This window comes from Gilliamella sp. B2969 (genome assembly GCF_026536195.1).
In the GTDB taxonomy this organism is placed as follows: domain Bacteria; phylum Pseudomonadota; class Gammaproteobacteria; order Enterobacterales; family Orbaceae; genus Gilliamella.
In genome coordinates, this window is record NZ_JAFNOP010000017.1 from 13,208 (window position 1) to 33,644 (window position 20,437).

Consider the following 20,437-nt stretch of genomic DNA (forward strand, 5'->3'; position numbering starts at 1 on the left):
ATTTAGTCGTTAGTTGTTGTTGCTGATGTGTCAACAAAATACAGCCCTTGTTTGCGTGCTGCATCGATATGCTGTTCGAGCGTATCGTTACCCCCAAAAATTAATGCTCTTTTATTGAATTCACCAGAAAGATAAACAACTCCAAAGGGACGAGAAAGCGGAGCTGAGTTAGTTGCGTCAACGTCAAGAGCTAAAATTCCATAAACTGCACTCGTGTCAGTATTTGAACTATCAACTAATGCGCATTCACCCGTTGACGTTTTCGCTAATACCGAGCCTCTTTTGTAAACAAAACCAGATTTTAAAAAAACTTGTTCAGTTGTTTGATGCATATAACCGGCAATTAAATTGTCGGGTTTGAACTCGTCTAGTTTTTGCATTATCGTTTACCTCCGTTTAATAAAGCTTTAGCCCCCGCAGCCACATTTTGCAAGAATGATTTTTCATCAGATGAGGCCGTCATTTCTTTAGATGTAGCACCTGTTGATACTGGAACCCTGTAACTAGCTTCAGCAGCATAATCATCTGATAGTTTTGAACGTCGCTGTTGTTCAGCTCTCAGAACAGCATACGATGTTTGTTCTGCTGTTAATTGCTGATGATACTTAGCACTACGAATTAGTTTGTTATGGCCGACGATGTTCAAATCGTCGATACTAGCGATTCTGTTTCGTTCGCGACGAGCACCGCGTTTAATGATTGCACGATAAAGATTTGGCTGTTTACGAGCTAGCGCATTAATTGCTTTTTTAGCTGCTGGACTCTCTTCGTCATCGTCCTTTTTTTCATCGTCGAAATCATCATCTTCTGCTGATTCGTCGAGCTTATCGTCATCGTCATCTTCAGCTAAGTCGTCTTCGTCTTCTTCAGCATCTAAATCTTTCTCATCTTCATCTGCTGACTGTCGATCGTCTTCAATGTCATCCGCGCCTTGTTTATCTAATTCGTCGTCTTCTGACGCTCGGCCAGACGCTTTCAACGAAAAGTTTTGTTTATCTCGTTTTGCTTTAACACCCATATTAGGTACTCCATTAATATTGTTAGTATTTTCTGTTGATAGTTTTGCTATTACATCTCGATAACTGCTGATTTCATCTGCCAGACCTCTCGTTACAGCTTCATCAGCTAAGAAAGTCCCTCCCCGTCCAAAATCGGCCAGAACTTTATCTCGCGTAACATCTCGAAATTCTGCAACGTCATCGATAAATATGTCTGCTAATCCATCTATGTGTTTTTGTAATTCAGCTCTACCAGCGTCTTTGGTTGGATCCAATCGCTTGTTCGGTGATTGTGATGAAACAACTTCGTAATCAGTTAAACCGGCGTCGGTGCGAGCTTTGCTATCATCAGTCCAAGCTGCGACAACACCGATGCTGCCAAGGGTGGCTGTTTTATCTGCATAAATGTGACTGGTTGCTGACGCTATCCAATAGGCTGCTGAACACGCCATTCCGTGCACGTACGCAACAATAGGTTTGATTAAACAGGCTTCATCTAAATAATTAGCAAATTCATGTATTCCAGTGACCTCACCGCCTGGTGAGTCAATCCGCAAAATAATAGCTTTTACTGAATCGTCATAAAGAGCCTTATCTAACTCAATTTCTAGCTCATTAATTGCTACAGCATCACAGATTTCAGTAAACATATTCGCACGAGTGAATATAGAACCGATCACGTCAATAACAGCAATATCAGTATTATCATTAGAATCAATGACTGATAATTTCTGTTCTGATTTAATTGCTGCAACAAGTTGAGGATCTGAGTAACTACGATTTGCAATTGAGATGATTTTACTTAGAGCTGTGGGCATAATCGCCCACGGTGTGTTGCTTATAAAAGACAGCACACGATGACAGAGTTGTTTTTTATTTTTCACGTTTCATTATCATCCTCATTATTATTTTGTTGTTCTCGTCCTAATTGAGCGATCGGCTGAAATGTAGATGTATTCAAACTAACATTTAACTTACGCATCAAGGCTTCTTCGCGGGCTTTTTCTTTTATCACGCTTTCAAAATCTTGCCCATTTAGTTCTGCTGTAGCTCTCGTCCGTGAGCTGAAGCCATATTCGACCGCTTTATTAGCTGCGTCATACTCTTTACCAGGATCAAGTTGTCCTGGTGTTGGCCCAACCCATTGGGCAGCACAATATGCTGCTCGAATAGCAGGGTCAGACAAAAATCCGGGAGCATTGACACGACCTTTAATGACCGCTTCTGTGAGAAATTCTTCGTATGCGGGCTGACAAAAATTACTAATGATAAAACTACGTTTAACTCTAAACATTTTCCATGCCTCAAGCAATGCTGCCCGGGATGCGCTATAGCTTGACGAAAAATGTTTGATTAAAATTTCAAACGGTAATTCTAATGCCATTCCGACTTGTTTCATTGTTGCGAGAAAAAACGGATCGAATTGATTGCTAGGACGTGCAGCATTGACAACCTGAAGCTCTTCGCCTGGAGCACCGTCAATCCACGTACCTGATCCCAATTGATAATCTGTGTTTTCCCATGGCTTTTCTTCATCATCGTCACCGTAATCTACAGGCGTAGAATCATCGGGAACTGGACGTTTTATAAAAACAGCTAAAACAGCATTAACAACAGCTGCAGCTATCTCAGCCTCGCTGTATTTCGATATTTGTTTTATTGTTTCTATAACTGGAGCTAAAATAGGAACACCGCGAGCCTGATCTATTCGCTCATGTTCCATGACATGCAGAACATTACGTCTGCCAGTTTTAGCTCCATAATACTCAACTCGTTTCCATGTAGGAACGCTGAGGTCTAATATATTACCAGGGTGAGGTGTTCTGATATAAATAGCAACGGGAATACCATCGTCATCATATTCAATACCCCCTGCAATGTTTTTATCATCCGGCATGTCGTTAGGATTACAAATACGATCCGCTTCAATTAATTGCAGTTTCAGATCATAAATAGACCCCTTTCTATTAACCCATGGCATTAAAACAAAAACATCACCGGAAATTTGTTGAGACACACTAACCAATCGCTGAATTTCATTAAAATTTAATTTTCGAGTGTAATCACAACTCAATTGACTATTAGCCCACAACAAGAACTCTCGTTCAATTGTATCTGAAAGTTCCTGCGCTTCTTCGTCAGTTATGCCGAGAACTTCAATGTCGGGAGTTGATCTTAAAATCAAACCCGTTCCGATTACGTTAGTATTAATTGTACTAATAGCGCCTCGTGCTGCAGGCGTGTTGTTATACAGATCTCGGCATCGCTCACGTAAAATCGGTAAATCATTTAACATTGCGCTATTAGCGTCATTGTTATTCGTTGCCCAGTCATGCATCGAACGTTTATTCGTTGCGCCAGTATACGAATTACCACCGCGAATAATATTTCTAGCATATGTCCCAGCTTGAATTTTGAGCAAATTGGCTTCTCTTTTTGCAGCCCATGCTGGGGAAATAACAGAAATTGCTTTTTCAATTAATCGCATTAGTGCCTCGCTAGAACTGTTCGAAATTTTCGGGCGCTCTTCCCGTTTAATGCTGCTAGTTTGTTTTCCCAATATTTGCGCTGTTTAACTATGTCGGCTAAATTTGCACGAGTGAGAGTTTTACCAGAAATTGAATACGATTGAGCACCTGCGAGAATAGCCGTTTCAGCATTTAAATATTGATTAAACATGTGAGCAGCTAACTGTTTTGGTGTCAGTGATGATAAATCTATTTGAGTCATAAATTACCTATATTGATATACCCCCCTTTTTTTTGACGCTGCGGAGTTTTATTTTATTTTTTGATTTCTGATTATTTGAAATAATCGGAACCTGAACAGGTTCAGTTGCTGCATTAGCAGGTGGCGTTTCAACTGTGCTATTCATGTTTGATCGTTTCACATAATTAGAACGTTTTGCTATCCGCTTCCAGTCAGGGTTTAATATTCGAATAGCTGCGGTAGCATAAACACGTAAATCAAAGGGCTCATTTGCAATGCCCTTAGGTTTTACCCATTCGCGTACCAACTTCCCTTTTTTTACATTGATTGTTAATTTTTCACTCGTTAGACCTGCATAATATTGCGCATCATAACCACGGCTTTCATCATCTGAAAAATGACAATAGCCAGCAGAGGGACTGTCTTTTTTTAGTCTTTTTTGAACTAAAATTTTTCCTTGACTGACCCCTAAAACAAATAATTTACATTTATTTTTAGTGTTACGAGTTGGCTTTGATAATAAAGGACGGTCGAACGTTGACGCTCCTTTGATCGCATAGACACGAAACTTGTTTAAAGGTTTTGTATATGCGTATACTTCATCAGTCCACCAACCACCTGAATCTATAACTGTGCATGCAATACGAAGTTCTGAGCCGTCTTTTCGTTTGTAGACAGATCTACGCAGATGATCAACTTGTTCCCATACCGAAGGATTCGTTTCATCGTTATTAGTTAGAACTGATAAATCACCATGAAGTTCACCGTATTCTATCCCCCATGATTCCTCATCAATTCCCCATCCGCATATTTCGTATGCCAACCAATCTTGCTGTACATCAACAGCAAGAGTGAGAAAGAAAACACCATCTGGAATATCTGATTCATACGTTTCACGACGACGAAGTAGATATTCTGCTGCAATTTGTTCTCCGCTTTCTTCGTATGGCAGCCCCAAAATTGTGTTTGTAAAAACTTTTATCATCTCGACATCGTCCGAAATTTCTTCAAACATCCGAGCTATTTCGGTCCACGATAACCAACCGACCGGAGAATATAACGACGATAGATGAAATCCAACGCGATGATGACCAGGATTGTGAGCCTTCCAATAGCCGTTCGCTAACATCTTGGTTTTGCTGTGTTCATAAATTAACGAACCACAATGCAGACATGCCAGCGCTACTTTCTCAGGCTGCCCTTTAGGCCAACTCAATCGCTCAAATTCAATTGTCTGAAATTCACCGCAATGAGGACAAGGAACATAAAAGTATCGTTGATCACTATCTAAAAATAAAATCCAAATTCTAGACACTCCGAGCACGGTCGGTGTGGATGTAAAAAAAGCTTTTCCGCGTGGGAACGTAGACATGCGTCTGAGAGCAAGCCCTATTGGGTCTCCCTCTTCGCCCACACCTGCCGGGAACCTATCTACTTCATCACAATATAAGTTTTCTATGGGCAGCGATGCTAAATCAGCTGGACTATTAGCACCGGTCAAAATAAGCATTCCGCCGATAAATTCTTTTTGATAAATAGTGTTACCGTCGCCCCAACAAATTTTATTTATTAGTCTAGAACACTGCTTTAAAGATGGTCCTATACGTTGTTTACTCCAGCGCTCGACTGATTTATTTGTTGGTTGAACAGCTAACATTGGGCCGGGTGAAACATCGATTGTATACATCAACCAATTGAGACCAGTTTCTGATGCTCCTATTTGTGAACCTTTCGCGAAGACGACTTCCCGACATGGATAAGATGGAGAAAGTACATCCATGATCTCGACAAGAAACGGGGTTTTCTCATTTCGCCACGGTCCCGGCGAACTACTTCCAGATTTTGGTAAGACTCGATATTTAGCTGCCCATTCACTAACCGTCAATGTTGGAATTGGCTGAAACGTTGCGCAAAATCCATCAATTAATGAATGATTCGCTATATGCAACGAATTCACTATTATTCAATCTCCACTGCTCCGAGTTGTTTTCGTATATCAATAATCATCATATTAATTTCAGAAGTTAATAATTTGTGTATCTCACGTGAATCATCTAACGTTGCTAGTTCGTCAGAAAGACGATCAGGTAAATTTGTTAATGCGTTCAGTAAAACCGAACCAAGTTCGGCTCCTTGTTGCCTTACAGATTCAGTTGAGACAACGGTTTTCAGCTTTTCGTCAACTTCAATCTTAGCCAACTGAGCTTGATAAACAGCTTTGTCTGCTCGAGCACGATTAAAACGAATTACATCATCGTTAGGCTGATTAGTGTTAGATTGTTCATCATCAGAAACAACAGATTTCGGTCGTCCACCTTTATTTAATAACAATTGCTGATTTGATTTATCATCATCAAATGATTGCTGTTCATCTAGTATTTTTAATGATGAATCCAAATCAAATAGAGGGCGTCCGCTAGCTGTGTATTCAACTGGTTGTAGAATTCTACTTTTAATTTTTCTTGATATTGTTTGCTTTGTTACACCGGATTGTCGGGATAACTCTGATGCTGAAACCAAATTGTCACGTTTGTCACTCATTTTGTCTCACGCCAATAATATCAAAAAATAAAAGTGACAAAATTTTCACTTATAATTTATTGAAAAATAAAGCATAAATAAAACCTCTGTCACTTTGTCACTATTTTGTAAACCCTAAAAAATTTTAAAAAATATATAAATCTCGGGAGGCGCAAGCCCCCGCAATGGACTCCCCCCGGCGGAAGTACCTATTAGGGGGTTACCGTTGATTTAATTCTAATTCACACGAGATTAATGATATAGCGATTGATGTTTCGATTAGGTTTTTAGATGACTGTTCACGTAAAAAATTGACTAAATTATTAACATTTAATTGTTGCGTTTCTGATAATTCAGAAATCAGCCCCTTTATCATTAATATCTTTTCTTCTAGAGTAATCATTGTTTCTGCCATTCATGATTGATTAATAATTTTTAGACCCAGTTTATACGCCAGCGCATATTCTGCTGACGCTCCTGCACTAGCTCTCCAACCATTTAATAAATAGATAGCATCACAACAACGCAGCATGGCTAAACAGATATCCATATATTCATGTTCATCTAATCCTGTAGGTAACGAAGCGGGATTTAATACTATATCCCCTGGAACTCGTTTCAATTTTTCTTCCGCAATCATAAATGCTTCACGATTATAATCTTCATAGTCCGAAATAGGACCTGCAATATAAATTTTCATTTTATTATCTCTACTGGGAACATGTCCCCACCTATTTTAATAGTGGCTGAGTAATTTTTTATTCAGTCGCACTAATACTCAGCCGATGTGCAATTTATTTAATTCTAAATCCAATAAATATAGCTAACATTGATCTACCAGATTTATTTTTGGATAACGATCTGCTTTTTATTTTCCAGCCGATATAAATGCGCCAACAAATTTGATATTTCCCTATTTTGAAAAATGGCAATAATGCAAACAGGCACCACGCGTTGTCTGCTAATACTAAGTTATAACCTGTTGATGATTTATTATTTCCAACCAACGGATTGCCGTAGCATTTATACTCGGGGTATATTTCTCGACCGCTGACATAATAACTATAGTTATAAGCCTTATTTCTCCACAACCAGCCAACAGTTTGGAAATATAACCCAAGCCTTTCACCTAATAATTTTCTGACCCACTCCCAACGCTTCCAATGCGATGGTTCTCCAGTTATAGGGTTGTCATATGTTTCTAACCATCGAAAATATTTCGGTAAATGTTCATTTTTAGCGAATGGAACAACAAACGGCACAATAAAAATGGCTAATGTTGTCACAAACAAATCAGCTACAGCCAACGGCAACCAATTTAAATAATTTAATAGTTTTCTCATTTTATTTCACATCAGTAATTTGTTTGATAGCTCTTTTATCTGCATTGCATTGCCTGAATTCATTTAACAATTCAGTGTATAAAATAGGACATTGCCCCCATGTGATTTTTTTATCAATATGAGGCTCATTATTTGACTGTGTCAGTGATACAGGAATATTGCATTTATAAACGTACTCAGTTTTTACCGTTCCGCATCCAATCAGACACGTTATTAGGCATATACTCATTAGCGCATTGATTGTTTTTAAGAACATTTTTCATTTGCTCATGCAGTTGTTTTATTGAGATAGCGTCCTGAGATTTTTCTTGCTCTCGTTGTGCTATGATTTTATTGTTTTTTTCTATCTGTTGTTCTAGTGATAACATTTTTTCTGTTAATGTTATCACTTCCTTTTGAGCGGTTTTTTTATCTTGATATAAATCAAATATTACATATATGAATAACGCAAAACAGATTGCTACTGTGATATATGCTTTATTCATACTAAACCATTTAAATAAACTGTTTTACCGCCGTTCTTAACTGCTGTGAGTACTATTTGACGGTTTTTTGATGGACTAAATCCGATATGTACCCACTGATTGTGCTCTTGAATTAATTTATCGAACTCGACACCTGCATCGATTAAGCGTTGGCAAATTTCTTTAGGTGTACCAAAAGACGAATGAAAATCGACCGCTAATCCTTTCGTGTGGGCACTGGTTGCGACTCCACCAACACGCGCATTTAGCGCAGGACAACGATAACCAGAAGTGATAATAATGGGCGTTCCTAAAGCTTGCCTAACTAATTCTAACTGTGACACGGTTAATTTAATATTAGGCATTAGGTCCGCCGGCACTGAGTTATCAATCTTTAATCTGTTCGCTGTTGTTGAGCGTGTAAACTCGTCTAGTGTGAAATGCTCAGTCAATTTCATTACAGTTCTCCGATTTGAATTTTTTAGTTTCTTTTATCGTCATCGTCATTTTTTATACCAACTTTTTTATCGACAATTGCGTGTGACAACTGACGTAATTTATCTATACCGAGCCAGCCAATCACGCCACCCACAAATGGTGCTAATGTGACAGAAAAACCAAAAAACTCTAATCCAGTACTAGCTGACATAGTTACAGCACCGCAAAAAATGGCTTCAACCCATTTTCTACGACCTCCAACACCGTCATAAGTTAATCGACCAAAAGCTATTACAAACGCCATGAGTGCTGCGTAAATCATTGGCCAATTCGCTTGCAGCCAATCCAAAATTGTATTTTTATACATATTTTTTCTCATCATAATAATGCCCTCATTCCGGGCCAGAAACTTTAACTTCTGATAATGTTTGATTAAATCGTTCTTCATCTAATTCAACACCGATTGAATAACGACCTAATATTTGTGATTGTTTAATAACAACACCGGAACCCATAAAAAAATCCGCTACAACATCGCCCGGACGTGATGCAGCGTTGATCATGTCATGAATCATGTTGGCCGGTTTTTCACAAGGATGTTTACCCGGATAATATTGAACAGGTTTATAATTCCAGACGTCAATGTAAGGAACATCGGCGGTAACATAAAAAGGACGGCGCAATGATTCGTATTGCTGTTTTAATTCACTAAAATTTAATGACAACAACTCATAATCTTTACGCAAACAATCGTATTCAGTAATTAACTCAGAATGACTTTGTTTTAATTCTGATTGTAGTTGCAATTCTGATGCTTTTTGACAAAATAATTCTTGCAAAGCTTTATATTGCTTTTCATTTGGTAACTGCCACTGACTATAGCTAAACCAGTGCGAACACATTTGCGTACCAGTTGCTCGATTAATATCTGCCGCTGAAATTGATAACGATTCACGAGCCTGTTTAAAATATTCAATTAACGGTGCAAAAACCTTAGCCTTAAGTTCCTGACACTTTTGCCCGTAGCCGATGCACCCTTTTGCCGAACCGTCTGCTCCATAATGTTCAGCAAATAGAATTCGTTCTGTGGACGGAAAAAACGAACGTAAATCGGTTTTTTTAGTGCGTAACCAGGTCCCGTTAGGTTTTGCCCAGATAATATGATTTAAAACATGAAAACGCTGTCGCATTAATATTTCAGTATCTGCAGCTAATTTCGAACCACAAAAAACATATAACGAACCGTGCGGTTTTAACACTCGCCAAAACTCAGCAAAACAATCATCTAGCCACGCCAGATATTCTGTTTCACTGTCCCACTGTCTGTCCCATTTTTCGTTTTTAACACGAAAATAAGGTGGGTCCGTTAGAATTAAATCAATACAGTTGTCAGGTAATGTTTTTATATATGTGAGTGAATCAGCGTTCACTAATGTAGAATTTTTTATTTTTATTTGATTGAACATAGGTTTTTCTATATGATCAGTCCGCTGTCATGATGGCGGATGGGCTTTAGACGAACCATGATCACTTGCATGGGGAGTTGATTGTAACGTGTTCCTGCACGTTGCAATCGCCCATTTTCATGCATAAAAAAACCACCGAGGCGGTGGTTTATTTTTTTGTGCGCATAAAAAAACCGCTCTAAGCGGTTTTGTGGCACGATATATATTTATGCTTAAATCCTACCTAAAAAATTAATGTTTCGCAACTATTTTTTTAGATAATTTAATTTAACAAATAAAATCAATTGGTTATTTTATTATCATTCACTGTGTTTCCTGAACATAGTTTAAAAATTTGTCATAACGATCCTTATCTAGGATTATTATTTTGTCATGATTTGGAACGTATTGCACCACGTTTTGTTTTTTATTCCAGTTATCTATAAAATTTTTTAATTCATTATAGTCGGATTCTGTTATTTGGGATTTCGCATCGTCATAAAAATCCAACAGAGAATCGTTTATTGCTTCATAAATATCAATACCGGGCCAGCGTTCTTCATCACAATCAAATACAAAAAATGGTTTTTCTGTTTCGTGAAAATGCTCATTAATATCGTCTAATTGAAAATATTCGTCACAATCAATATCTAATCCTGGACTATAAACCCAGTCGTGGGTCGGTTTTTCAATGATTTTTGCTGATTTTAATTTCTTTCTCAATTCTGTAAATTTCATTCAAATGTTCTCCCTTTTTTTAACCGGAGGACACCATTGAGCACCTCCGCGATACGTATAACCCAATCGTTTCAGTGTTTCTGCAGCGGATTTCAATATTGGAGCTATGCGTATTAAATTGTCAGCTGCGTTTAACCAAAAAAAATCCTCGTCATTGTGTCTACAAACTGGGAACGTGTCCCCAGTAGATATTTTTTGTATTTTTACATCAACCGGAATTACATATTCAAATAGACCAATTGTTTTAGTAGTTTTTTGTTTGATGATTAAAAACATCTGCTGTTTCATCTAAAAAATCAACTCGTATTAATTCTAATAACTCGTTTTTATATTCAATAAATGAATTTAGTTTTATTGTGTCTAATCGCTGCATTATTTATCATCCTGAATTTCAAAAAAATCAACAAATGATTCAATTATCAATCTCATATATCGTCCAATTAGCAGCATTTTAGACGTGTAAAAATATGAGCTATCATTTGTAGTATCTGATTCGTCAATAGATTCCACGTCGTATTTAAATTTTTTAAATATAAAAATACCATTTCTGCCAATTAAAAGTGAAAAAATGGCTAATTGTTCTGATGTTAAATCGTCGAGCAGCATCATATCAATCGATTTAATTGACAATCCGCTTAAAATATCTATAAACGGCTGTGCACAACGTGAGATACCATCCAACTTGACACAACATGAGTTATCATCTACTGCTGTTAAAATTGGATAATCGCTAATAACAATATATTCAGATATATGTTTTTTTGTTGTACAACATAAAAACGATGACAAAAATGAAGGTGCATTTATTGATTCGAGTTGACGACAAACTAATTTGCCGAGGGATTTACGTAATAAATGTAACGCGTCCTCTGCTATATTTGAATTAGACGTGCTAACATAAATATAATTTATATGCTGATCTATTAATAAATAAACAATTTTGTTGACCGGTTCAGTATATTTTATACATTCTCGATATAACTGCTCTCTATAAATTTCACGAACTGCGTTGCTAACCTCGTCTATTTTTTCAGTCGTTTTTAGTTGTTCAATTTTATCATTCAATAATGAATCAACTGTTTTATTTGAAACTGTTTTAGACGAAAACGTAATTTTTAATAAAATTCTGTTATCTGATTCAATAATAAATGTATCATCATAAAAACAACTAAAACCCTCTGAAAACGTATCAAAATTAGTTAGTTCTGTGAACAATAAATCTTTATTTTTTATTTGTTTATTAATTTTACTAACGTCAGTTTCTGAACTGTTATATTTATATGCAATAAATGATTTAAACATAATTAACTCCGTGATTTGGGACACGTCCCCATTAATGTAATTGCTGTTCCGTTTTGAGTGTTATATCGAGAAACCCAACATTCACGAATATGTCTGTCCCCAGCACGATTTGAGTAAAACCAATCTGTTATAACTGACTGTTTGTTGTCGCGCTCATGTGTTTTAAATCCGCATGTTTTACAATATAGTTGATACATGTTCGACGCTCGGTTATATCGTAGTGTGGGTAATGTTTTTTTAGTATTTAGAACAACATTACATAAACAAACAGGCGCATCACTAATTGTTTCGTTTTTGTCTATCAACATTTATTAACGCCTCCCGATCTAATTTATAACAAATAGCTAATAGCTGATGCCAAAAATCGTTATAATTTACGCACCAATTTGGCTCTGTTTTTTTAGTTAAATTTGCTAGTTCTTTGCTACTATAAATATCTAAATCGTTTTTAATTTTATAAACTGCATTCTGAACGGCTAACCAAACTAATTGTTTTAGTAATTCTAATGTTGCAGTTCTGATTTTTTTTTGTTGATCTACGATGTTTATATTGAATTCAGACCAAACATGACGACATATAATAATTTGATAATCAAAATCTAATTTATTGCCATAGCAGTAATAAATCCACGCTTGCTCATGCTCGAACGTTTTTCTAACTGCTCGTGACCATGACAAATGTCTGTAATTCAGTTCAGACAGCAAAACTGAGCTACATTTAAAACTGGTAGTCTCATTTGCTCTGATCATCTCTGATTCTAATTTCATTTTTTGCCCGTCAATAGTTATTGATTTTTTTGTGCGTTTAAAATTTTGAGGATTACTCAAATCAATATTATTTTTTAATATTGTTTTTTTGTTATTAGATGAATAAAAAACATGAAAAACACAAAACAATCGCTGACGAACAAATTCAACTAATAGACGTCTATCGGGTTCATTATTTTTTTTCATTGTTTTCTCGTAATTTTTGAATCGTATAATCAGATTTTAGTAAACCATTCGTTTTAACCTCTAACTCGTACTGACGGCTTTCAGGAACAAGTTCACCCCATTGATAAAGAGCTGTTCTATCAATGTTTAATGCCCTCGCGGCTTTTGCTCCATTCCCAAAAAACTTAATAACGTCAGATTTTCTCATGTTTAGTTCACTATAGTTTTATTGATAAGTTAACTCATCAGAACAAAAATGTCAAAATTGTAATTTAAAAAAATAAAAATGATTAGGCAGCTCATCATTATTGATATATTATACTCAGCATGAAACAGGGTGAATGGATCAAGGCTCGCAGATTAGAGCTAAAAAAAACAACGAGAGAACTGGGGGCATTAATTGGTACCACAGGTTCTGCTGTCTCAAATATAGAAAATCACGGAGTGATTCCAAATTTAGGAATAGCATATAAATTAGCTGCTGCATTAGATCGTCCTACGGACTGGGTTTTGACAGGACGATTTGATAATAATTCATCAAAAATTCCTATTGTCGGTAATACACAAGCGGGACCAGACAAAGAGTGGAACGAAATTGATATTGGTGGATGTTATGAATATGTTAATTTTCCCATTCAATCAAATAAATACTACGCGTTAAAAGTTATCGGGGATTCTATGAGCCCACGTGTTCTGGAGGGAGAAGTTGTAATTGTTGACCCGGTGAGCATTCCACAAACAGGAGAGGACGTGGTGGTAAAAACGCTTGACGGTGAAACAATGATAAAAACATTGGCGTCAATTAGAGATAATCAAGTGTTTCTGGACTCTACAAACTCATCATATAAACGAATAATTAAAAACAAAAATGATCTGCTTTATATGCATGCAGTAGTTGCTGTTGCTAGATCTGTTATGATCAGACATACATAAAAGATCAAATTATATTTGATTAGTTTAAAAAACAAAGCTATATTATATAGCGTGTCAAAATGACAAAATTAACATAAAACAAAGGTTTTTAATGTAAATAATTTTTAATAATTAATAAATTGCAGGCATTAAAAAACCTTGGTTGTGGCGACCAAGGTTTATTGATGTAACAGATTTGTTAGTTTCACAGAAAAAAAGATAAAAGAAAACACAAATCAATAACGTTTGTATAGCAAAGTATACATTTTCTGTGGAACCCGTGCAACTTTTTTTTTAAGGGTTCACACAATGAATTTATTTTCATTCTATCAGCAAAAATATAATGCCGATCCGTATCTATTGTTAGATGCGGCATATCACGAAATATCAATACTCGCAGCAGAAGCGGGCATAGACTGGTCAGCAGTTGCAGACAAAGTCAGGCTAGCTGAAGTACGCGGTACGCAAGAGAAATTTTCCACATACAACAAATCAGCTCCAAAAGCGTTAGAGAAAAAGTTACGCGGTCGCGTTGAGCTTTATTCTAGAATAGAAAAAACGCGGGACGGTTTAGCATACCCCTTCGTCAACTTTGTTAGAAAGGGTTCTGATGCGGGCACTTGGTCAGGTCTACAATTCCTATTCAATGAGTATAATTTATCAAAATCAACAGGTGGGGTCACGCGCCCACTTGCTCAAAATAACGCAGAACAAATTGCAAAACGTCGAGCTGAACGTGAAAAACTTGAACAGTTAGCAGCAATAGAAGAACAAAAAAAACAAGCTGAAAATCTTAAAAAATACAACGACTTTCTAAATAAATTTGAATCAGCAGACAAAGAAATCGGCTCGTTTGAATATGCACAACGCAAACAAATAACCGATATTTTTAATTATTGTGATGTTAGAACATTCAACTGGGGTCATGCGCCCACCAAAATAATGGCCATTCCGCTCTCTCGTATAAATGATAATAAAATAGCAGGGTGGCAACGAATTTATAAAGACGGAAGTAAAAAGTTAACCTCAGCACTAAATCCCGGGGATTATGTCGGGGCGTGTCATGTAATTGGTGATTTAAAACATGCTAAAAAAATAGTACTAGCCGAGGGTTTTGCAACTGCAGCAACTGTTTATCTATCTGCAAACGGCAAATTTGATGCAGCTATTATGTGCGTTTCAGCAAACAATTTAATAAATGTCGCTGATCAGATTGTTGAACTGTATCCTTGGATTGATGTTGTTGTAGCGCTTGATAATGACCATACAACCGCAAAAAGGGGTGACGGTAACACTGGTATAAGATACGGTTTAGAAATACTAAAAAAACACTCTAAAATAAAATGTGTTTATCCAAAATTTAACAATTTAAACGATAATGAAAATTTATCAGATTTTAACGATTTGTTCGTAAAATGCGGTAAAAGAGAGGCACGACGGCAACTATTTTCGCACGATAATAAATTAGCAATATCAACAAATCAGTTAAAAAATGAATTAACAGCATTATCTGTAACATCAGTTAAAAACAGAAAACAATTTGTCAAACAACTATATAGCTGTATAGAAGTCGGGATGTCTAGATGTCCAATTGATTATTCACCTCGAGAATTAGTCGAATTAATTAATAAATATTTACGTCATTTAAATGTGCTAAAAACATACGAAGGCACGGTTCGTAGCCGTGTTGGCAGACAATTCACAAAATCACAAATAAAAGCACAAGCTGCTCGCTCATTTAGTAATAAAATAACAGACCCTACATTACGCCCTGATCACATCACATACAAAAAATTTAAAACCTCCATTATTAATGATGAAATTTTAGAACATATAAAATCGTTAAACGGGCCAGTAATTGTTAGAGCAGGCATGGGTTCGGGTAAATCTAAACATCTACTAAAACCATTGATGCATGAGAGTATTAGTGGCATTTCATTAGCACATAGAGTGAGTCTAACCGCCGGTCTATATGACATGATGACAGATGGAAACCGCGAAAAATCCGATATTTTTAATTATCAGGAACAAGGTTTAAGTGAAATATCGAGCGGTATAAAAAAGCTCATTTTGTGCGTCAATAGCATAATAAAAGGCTGTTGGCGACCATTGGTAAAAGAACATGGCTTTTTGGGATTTGACGAGGCAACGCAGGGCTTGCGAGCTATTTGCACGAGTAAAATTGTTAAATATCCTGTGGATGTTTTCAATCAATTAATTTTGGCAATTGCATCTTCTCGAGAACATGCAGTGCTAGTTGATGCTGATGCAAACGATACATTAATAGAACTCTGTGAAATAGCAATAAAAAAACGGGAGGAGCTAGGGCTTGAACCATGGTCGCAAATTCATGTTATCGAGTTGCCCGTTGATGTTTCGTACACTGACAAAAATGGACAAACAAAAAAACGAGAGGTTTTTTATACTGATTGCGATCGTGTATTTACCGAAATACTCGACGCTGCAGAAAATAACGAAAAATTTTTAGTCGCAACTGATAATAAAAATAGAGCTGATCAGCTACTCAATGAGCTAAAAAGTCGCTATCCCCAAAAAAATTGGCTCTATGTTTCACAAGATACAACGCCATCGGCAGACGTGATGGAATTTACTGACGCACCAAATAAAACAGCTACAAAATACGATGGTTTAATTTATAGCCCTGCTATATCTTCGGGCGTATCAATCGAGGTACCGCATTTCACTCGACATTTTGGTTTATTTAGCGGTGTAGTTGTTCCATCGGACGCTATTCAAATGCTACGACGCGACAGAACGGCCACCTCATTTATGATTGGGCTTGATAAAATAACGGGCCAACGCGCAGAAACAGCAGAAAATATAAGAGCAGGTTTTATTCAAGCGATGATCGACACGGGAGAAATAAACCAAGAATATTGCGACGCATCGTTAGAGAACGGCAAGTTGTCACTTGGACTTGCTGACACTCAGTTCACTAAAATGAAAATGAAAATTATGGAACTTGAGTCAACGTCGCGCGCTAATTTTGCTAATAATTTAATACATATTTTAGACGCCGACGGCTATGATGTTAAACATTTGGCAAAAGATGATATTAAAAGCGCGACGGGCAAAACAGTTAGAAAGGAAGCCAAAAAACGAGTTCACGAAATCGAATTAATGCGTTATTTAGAAGCTGAGACGCCCGATATTCAGTTGCGTGATGAGCTATTACAAAAACGAACACTAACAGAAGAAGAAAAGGCTCAGTTAACACGTTTTGATATTGAAAACGAGCTTTGTTTAGATGTTACTGAAGATACTATCGATTTTTGGCTGACAGGCGGAAAAAATAAAATAAAACTCGTCGAAATTCGTGACATGTCACAAAGCGAAGCCTCGGCTATTGATAAAGAAGAGCAAGCTTTTGTCTTTTTATATAAATATAAATTAAACGGTCATTCTGATTACATGATAGTTAACGCGCTATCACAAAGTGAAGCCGACGAGCGTTTCAGAACAGCGCACCCCGTCGTTGATAGTGTAACAGTTAGCTATCGACCTGCGGTCGATGTTACATCAAGGACATATGCATCATTGCATAGAAAACTATTGCGACAATATTTTAAAGATTGCGGTATTGATTTAGAAACAGGTAAAGGTGAAGTTACTGCGGAAGCAATGCAAAGAGCGATGGATAATTTAATAAGCACAGAACGCATACAGATGTTTAATAACGTAATTCGGTTCGGCGGTTATGCAGGTACTAAAAGCAAGCCCAAACGCGCTGACACGGTGTTTAAGGCGGTATGTAATGCGTTGGGTTATAAAGTTGATAAGCGTCGCCTGCCTCGATCACAAGGGCGCGGTTATGTTTGGTTTATAGATGAAAAATCCTGGTCGTTCATATCGAATATAACTGAACAACGTAAAAACAACGGTAAAGCAATACAAGCTAAACCTATTGAAATGCTAAAAGACGATCGCGAAGTGATCCTCGATCTAAGATCTATATATAATAATAAATATCAAATCGAGGATCACTCAGTAGAACACAAATGGACTCAGTTGGTAACTAATGCTATCGACGGATTACCAATTGATCTCAGTTGGGCTATAGATGTTTTACGAGACGACGAACGTGAGTGGTTTATCAATGAAAACTTACCTATTCAGGCGCTGACAAAAACATTAATAGGCATATATATAACTGAATTCATAGGTGCTATTGAACCAATGGAGTTGAATATATTGAAAAATAGAATGCAATCAGCATGATATGAATTTATGAGGTAAATTAATGAGTACAATTTTTTTTAATCAAGATTTTGTTAATTCATTAGATATTGAACAGTTATTATGTTTAAAAAAATTAACAAATGATCGTATAGATCAGCTACGAGAAGAATCTAAAACAAACTTAATTCGAGTTAGTACTGAATGTCTTAACCTTGGATTTTTCAGAGAAACAGAGAAAGAGCAAGCGTTTCAATTGTTGATTAATGAAATTAATAAAGATTCATTGGATGATTACATTGATTTTCTATATGAAATAAAAATAGTATCAGTTGATAATAGCGATGTAGAAAGTCTTTTAGAGTTATAAAAGTGGGGACATGTCCCCAGTGAATTATTTGTGATTTTTCCACGCTTTGTTTATTGCATCACCAATATTATCTGCGGGACCGGTCCATACACATGCCTGTCCGTTATATGTATACTGTACCAACCAGCTTTTATCTATTAGTTGTTGTGCAGTGAATTGTGGCTGTTCGGCTTCATCATGCTGTTCTACATGCGCTGTTTCAACTGAAGTAGATTCATTTATCTCGTCAGCGACTTCAGCTGAATCTGGAATGTCTTTTATTACTATTGATGATTGTTCAGGCTGTTTTTCTAGCCATCCTGTTTCTTCACTTTTTGCTAATCCTAGTGCGCTCGCAGCATGTTCCAAATATCTCGCAACAACTGTTGGTTTTACAGAAACAGCTTTTCTTATGCTATATGTTGTAATATTAGCGTCGGGATTAGCCTCGATTTGTGATTTTACCCAGTTATGAATTTTCACTGCAGCATTTCGTCCAGCCAGACCTGGCATATCATTGTCTATATTCTGTAGAGCGATTAATCGTGTGTTCTCTGGCATTATTGGTGTGTAATTTGGATCGAAATTAGCTAGTTTAAATTGTTTATAATGAAGTTGAGTTTCATCATCATCATGACCGAGAATTTCTGCAAAAAAAACATCCTCATCAACATTTGACCACCGCGGATCTGTTTTAAAATATTTCTCATAAACAATTCGAGCATAAATCGCCCGGGTGTCTTTGAATACGCGTCTTGAATCATTAAAAAAATTTTTCGTAAAACTACATAAATGATACGAGAATATAGAATTTATTATTGTTTTCTCGTTACGAATTTTATTATCGTCGTTTATATTTTTTTGTATTATATTTTCAATATCATCAAAAACCGGTAATGATCTTAAAAATTTTATTTTTTGTATAAATAATCTGCTGTCTATCAGCGTATATATTTCACGTTCAAAAGTATCACTTTCAATACGTTTTTTGGCTTGTCCGGTAAATATAACTGAATTTTTGCTAGCGCGTTTAAACTGACCAGTTAATATTATTTCAATCATTCGTCTGCCAGATACAGCTGCAAGCGCAAACGCCAGAGGCGCTATCGTTTTACGTTGTAAATCATTAAAAAATTCATCAGGTGTTAAAAATATTTTATATATTCCATTCATGTATTGTTGATAATCAATAATGACAGTGCTGCGTTTTTTATTTTTTAAGCTATTGTCTGATTTTATTTTTATTGCAGCACGTTCATTTGCATCCATGACTAGATGATACATAATTTCATGATTGACCTTTATTTTATTTAGATCATTTAGTAGTTTTTCTCCTGTTTGAACATCATCAATTATAGTCCCTTTTTTTATTGACTCTTTCCACTCAGGAAATGATTTTATTAGAGCTGTGTTTTTTGAGTTAGATTTATATTTTTCAATTAAAATCATCCCTTTTTTCAATTTACTTTGTAATTCTGATAGTTCTATTCTGATTTTAGATGTTTCTGCATGTTGCCAGCTATCAAATAAATCAGAATATTCAGTGTATTTATTTGATAGTTTTTTAATTTCTTTTTTAAAACTGTGATGCAATTTGTTATCAAACAATTTTCTTGTTCTCGATAAATAATTGCTATATGTTTTTAATGATATTCGGTTGTCCAACCCTTTACCTTTAAACTTGCGTTTATCATTAAACAATGCGTTTTTAAATTTTGTAGCCAATGCTTTATATTTTGCGGTTTTTTGACCCTGTGGAATGCTTGATTGCTCTACAGATTCGACATCATTAATTAAATTTTTTATTAATTCATTTAAATCTATTTTTCTCGGGCCAGTTCCACCATTATATTTTACAGAATAATTCATATACAACCCTCCAAAAGGTAACATATTTATAAATATAAATCACTTTTAAAAATAAATCAATAAAAAGGTAACATATTTATAAATTAAATTTAAACTTATATACATATTAAATAAAAATATGTTACCTCAATTTAATTAAATATGTTACCTTAAAGTAACAGCTTAATTAATAAAACGCGCGTTTTATTAATTAAGCTGTTACTTTAAGGTAACATATTTA

Annotated in this window: 22 protein-coding genes; 3 read left to right on the top strand and 19 right to left on the bottom strand. The window is 36.0% G+C overall.

Annotated features, from left to right (window positions below):
• Nucleotides 1-2: 2 nt before the first annotated feature.
• The 18 genes from J3U66_RS12385 to J3U66_RS12470 all read right to left on the bottom strand — a co-directional run bounded on the left by J3U66_RS12385 (nt 3) and on the right by J3U66_RS12470 (nt 13,098).
• A complete protein-coding gene (locus J3U66_RS12385; protein WP_267349179.1) occupies nt 3-380 on the bottom strand; it encodes a head decoration protein in 378 nt (125 codons plus the stop codon).
• Entirely contained in the window at nt 380-1,816 is a 1,437-nt protein-coding gene (locus tag J3U66_RS12390; RefSeq protein ID WP_267349180.1) for a S49 family peptidase, read from the bottom strand. Before J3U66_RS12390 ends, J3U66_RS12385 begins: the two co-directional genes overlap by 1 nt.
• Nucleotides 1,817-1,878: 62 nt before the next feature.
• Nucleotides 1,879-3,486, bottom strand: a complete 1,608-nt coding sequence (locus J3U66_RS12395) for a phage portal protein (RefSeq protein ID WP_267349182.1) — start codon at nt 3,484-3,486, stop codon at nt 1,879-1,881.
• A complete protein-coding gene (locus J3U66_RS12400) occupies nt 3,486-3,728 on the bottom strand; it encodes a DUF6148 family protein (protein WP_267349183.1) in 243 nt (80 codons plus the stop codon). The genes J3U66_RS12395 and J3U66_RS12400 overlap by 1 nt, the downstream gene beginning before the upstream one ends.
• Nucleotides 3,729-3,735: 7 nt before the next feature.
• Nucleotides 3,736-5,664 (bottom strand): phage terminase large subunit family protein, encoded by a 1,929-nt coding sequence (locus J3U66_RS12405; RefSeq protein ID WP_267349185.1) that lies wholly within the window; start codon nt 5,662-5,664, stop codon nt 3,736-3,738.
• A 2-nt stretch (nt 5,665-5,666) separates the two neighbouring features.
• On the bottom strand, nt 5,667-6,248 hold the full coding sequence (locus J3U66_RS12410; RefSeq protein ID WP_267349187.1) for a hypothetical protein: 582 nt from the start codon (nt 6,246-6,248) through the stop codon (nt 5,667-5,669).
• 199 nt (nt 6,249-6,447) lie between these two features.
• Nucleotides 6,448-6,630, bottom strand: coding sequence for a hypothetical protein (locus J3U66_RS12415; RefSeq protein WP_267349188.1), 183 nt, complete (start codon nt 6,628-6,630; stop codon nt 6,448-6,450).
• 12 nt (nt 6,631-6,642) lie between these two features.
• Complete coding sequence (locus tag J3U66_RS12420; RefSeq protein WP_267349195.1) at nt 6,643-6,927, bottom strand: DUF4406 domain-containing protein; 285 nt, start codon at nt 6,925-6,927, stop codon at nt 6,643-6,645.
• A gap of 94 nt (nt 6,928-7,021) precedes the next feature.
• Nucleotides 7,022-7,570 (bottom strand): DUF7338 family protein, encoded by a 549-nt coding sequence (locus tag J3U66_RS12425; RefSeq protein ID WP_267349197.1) that lies wholly within the window; start codon nt 7,568-7,570, stop codon nt 7,022-7,024.
• Nucleotides 7,571-7,746: 176 nt separating this feature from the next.
• Nucleotides 7,747-8,055 carry a hypothetical protein gene (locus J3U66_RS12430; RefSeq protein ID WP_267349199.1) on the bottom strand — a complete coding sequence of 103 codons (309 nt, stop codon included), beginning with the start codon at nt 8,053-8,055 and terminating at the stop codon, nt 7,747-7,749.
• Nucleotides 8,052-8,492, bottom strand: a complete 441-nt coding sequence (locus tag J3U66_RS12435; protein ID WP_267349200.1) for a D-Ala-D-Ala carboxypeptidase family metallohydrolase — start codon at nt 8,490-8,492, stop codon at nt 8,052-8,054. Before J3U66_RS12435 ends, J3U66_RS12430 begins: the two co-directional genes overlap by 4 nt.
• 23 nt (nt 8,493-8,515) lie before the next feature.
• Nucleotides 8,516-8,839: a phage holin, lambda family gene (locus tag J3U66_RS12440; protein ID WP_267349202.1), complete on the bottom strand. Its 324-nt coding sequence runs from the start codon at nt 8,837-8,839 to the stop codon at nt 8,516-8,518.
• A gap of 25 nt (nt 8,840-8,864) precedes the next feature.
• Nucleotides 8,865-9,938, bottom strand: coding sequence for a DNA-methyltransferase (locus J3U66_RS12445; RefSeq protein ID WP_267349204.1), 1,074 nt, complete (start codon nt 9,936-9,938; stop codon nt 8,865-8,867).
• A 303-nt stretch (nt 9,939-10,241) separates the two neighbouring features.
• Nucleotides 10,242-10,655, bottom strand: coding sequence for a hypothetical protein (locus J3U66_RS12450; protein ID WP_267349206.1), 414 nt, complete (start codon nt 10,653-10,655; stop codon nt 10,242-10,244).
• A 372-nt stretch (nt 10,656-11,027) separates the two neighbouring features.
• The gene (gene rdgC / locus J3U66_RS12455) at nt 11,028-11,957 is read right to left on the bottom strand and encodes a recombination-associated protein RdgC (RefSeq protein ID WP_267349208.1); all 930 of its coding nucleotides are present in this window, start codon (nt 11,955-11,957) and stop codon (nt 11,028-11,030) included.
• A gap of 2 nt (nt 11,958-11,959) precedes the next feature.
• Nucleotides 11,960-12,265, bottom strand: a complete 306-nt coding sequence (locus J3U66_RS12460) for a hypothetical protein (protein ID WP_267349210.1) — start codon at nt 12,263-12,265, stop codon at nt 11,960-11,962.
• Nucleotides 12,237-12,911 carry a bacteriophage antitermination protein Q gene (locus J3U66_RS12465; protein WP_267349212.1) on the bottom strand — a complete coding sequence of 225 codons (675 nt, stop codon included), beginning with the start codon at nt 12,909-12,911 and terminating at the stop codon, nt 12,237-12,239. The genes J3U66_RS12460 and J3U66_RS12465 overlap by 29 nt, the downstream gene beginning before the upstream one ends.
• The gene (locus J3U66_RS12470) at nt 12,898-13,098 is read right to left on the bottom strand and encodes a Cro/CI family transcriptional regulator (RefSeq protein WP_267349213.1); all 201 of its coding nucleotides are present in this window, start codon (nt 13,096-13,098) and stop codon (nt 12,898-12,900) included. The genes J3U66_RS12465 and J3U66_RS12470 overlap by 14 nt, the downstream gene beginning before the upstream one ends.
• A 119-nt stretch (nt 13,099-13,217) precedes the next feature.
• Here J3U66_RS12470 and J3U66_RS12475 point away from each other — a divergent pair, with 119 nt between their 5' ends.
• The 3 genes from J3U66_RS12475 (at nt 13,218) to J3U66_RS12485 (ending at nt 18,369) form a co-directional block, all read left to right on the top strand.
• Nucleotides 13,218-13,823 (top strand): helix-turn-helix domain-containing protein, encoded by a 606-nt coding sequence (locus J3U66_RS12475; protein ID WP_267349214.1) that lies wholly within the window; start codon nt 13,218-13,220, stop codon nt 13,821-13,823.
• Between the two features lie 288 nt (nt 13,824-14,111).
• Complete coding sequence (locus tag J3U66_RS12480) at nt 14,112-18,041, top strand: plasmid replication protein, CyRepA1 family (protein WP_267349215.1); 3,930 nt, start codon at nt 14,112-14,114, stop codon at nt 18,039-18,041.
• Nucleotides 18,042-18,063: 22 nt separating this feature from the next.
• Complete coding sequence (locus J3U66_RS12485; RefSeq protein WP_267349217.1) at nt 18,064-18,369, top strand: hypothetical protein; 306 nt, start codon at nt 18,064-18,066, stop codon at nt 18,367-18,369.
• Nucleotides 18,370-18,393: 24 nt separating this feature from the next.
• On the opposite strand, the gene J3U66_RS12490 is transcribed toward J3U66_RS12485, so the two are convergent.
• Nucleotides 18,394-20,217, bottom strand: coding sequence for a protelomerase family protein (locus J3U66_RS12490; RefSeq protein WP_267349219.1), 1,824 nt, complete (start codon nt 20,215-20,217; stop codon nt 18,394-18,396).
• Nucleotides 20,218-20,437 lie beyond the last annotated feature (220 nt).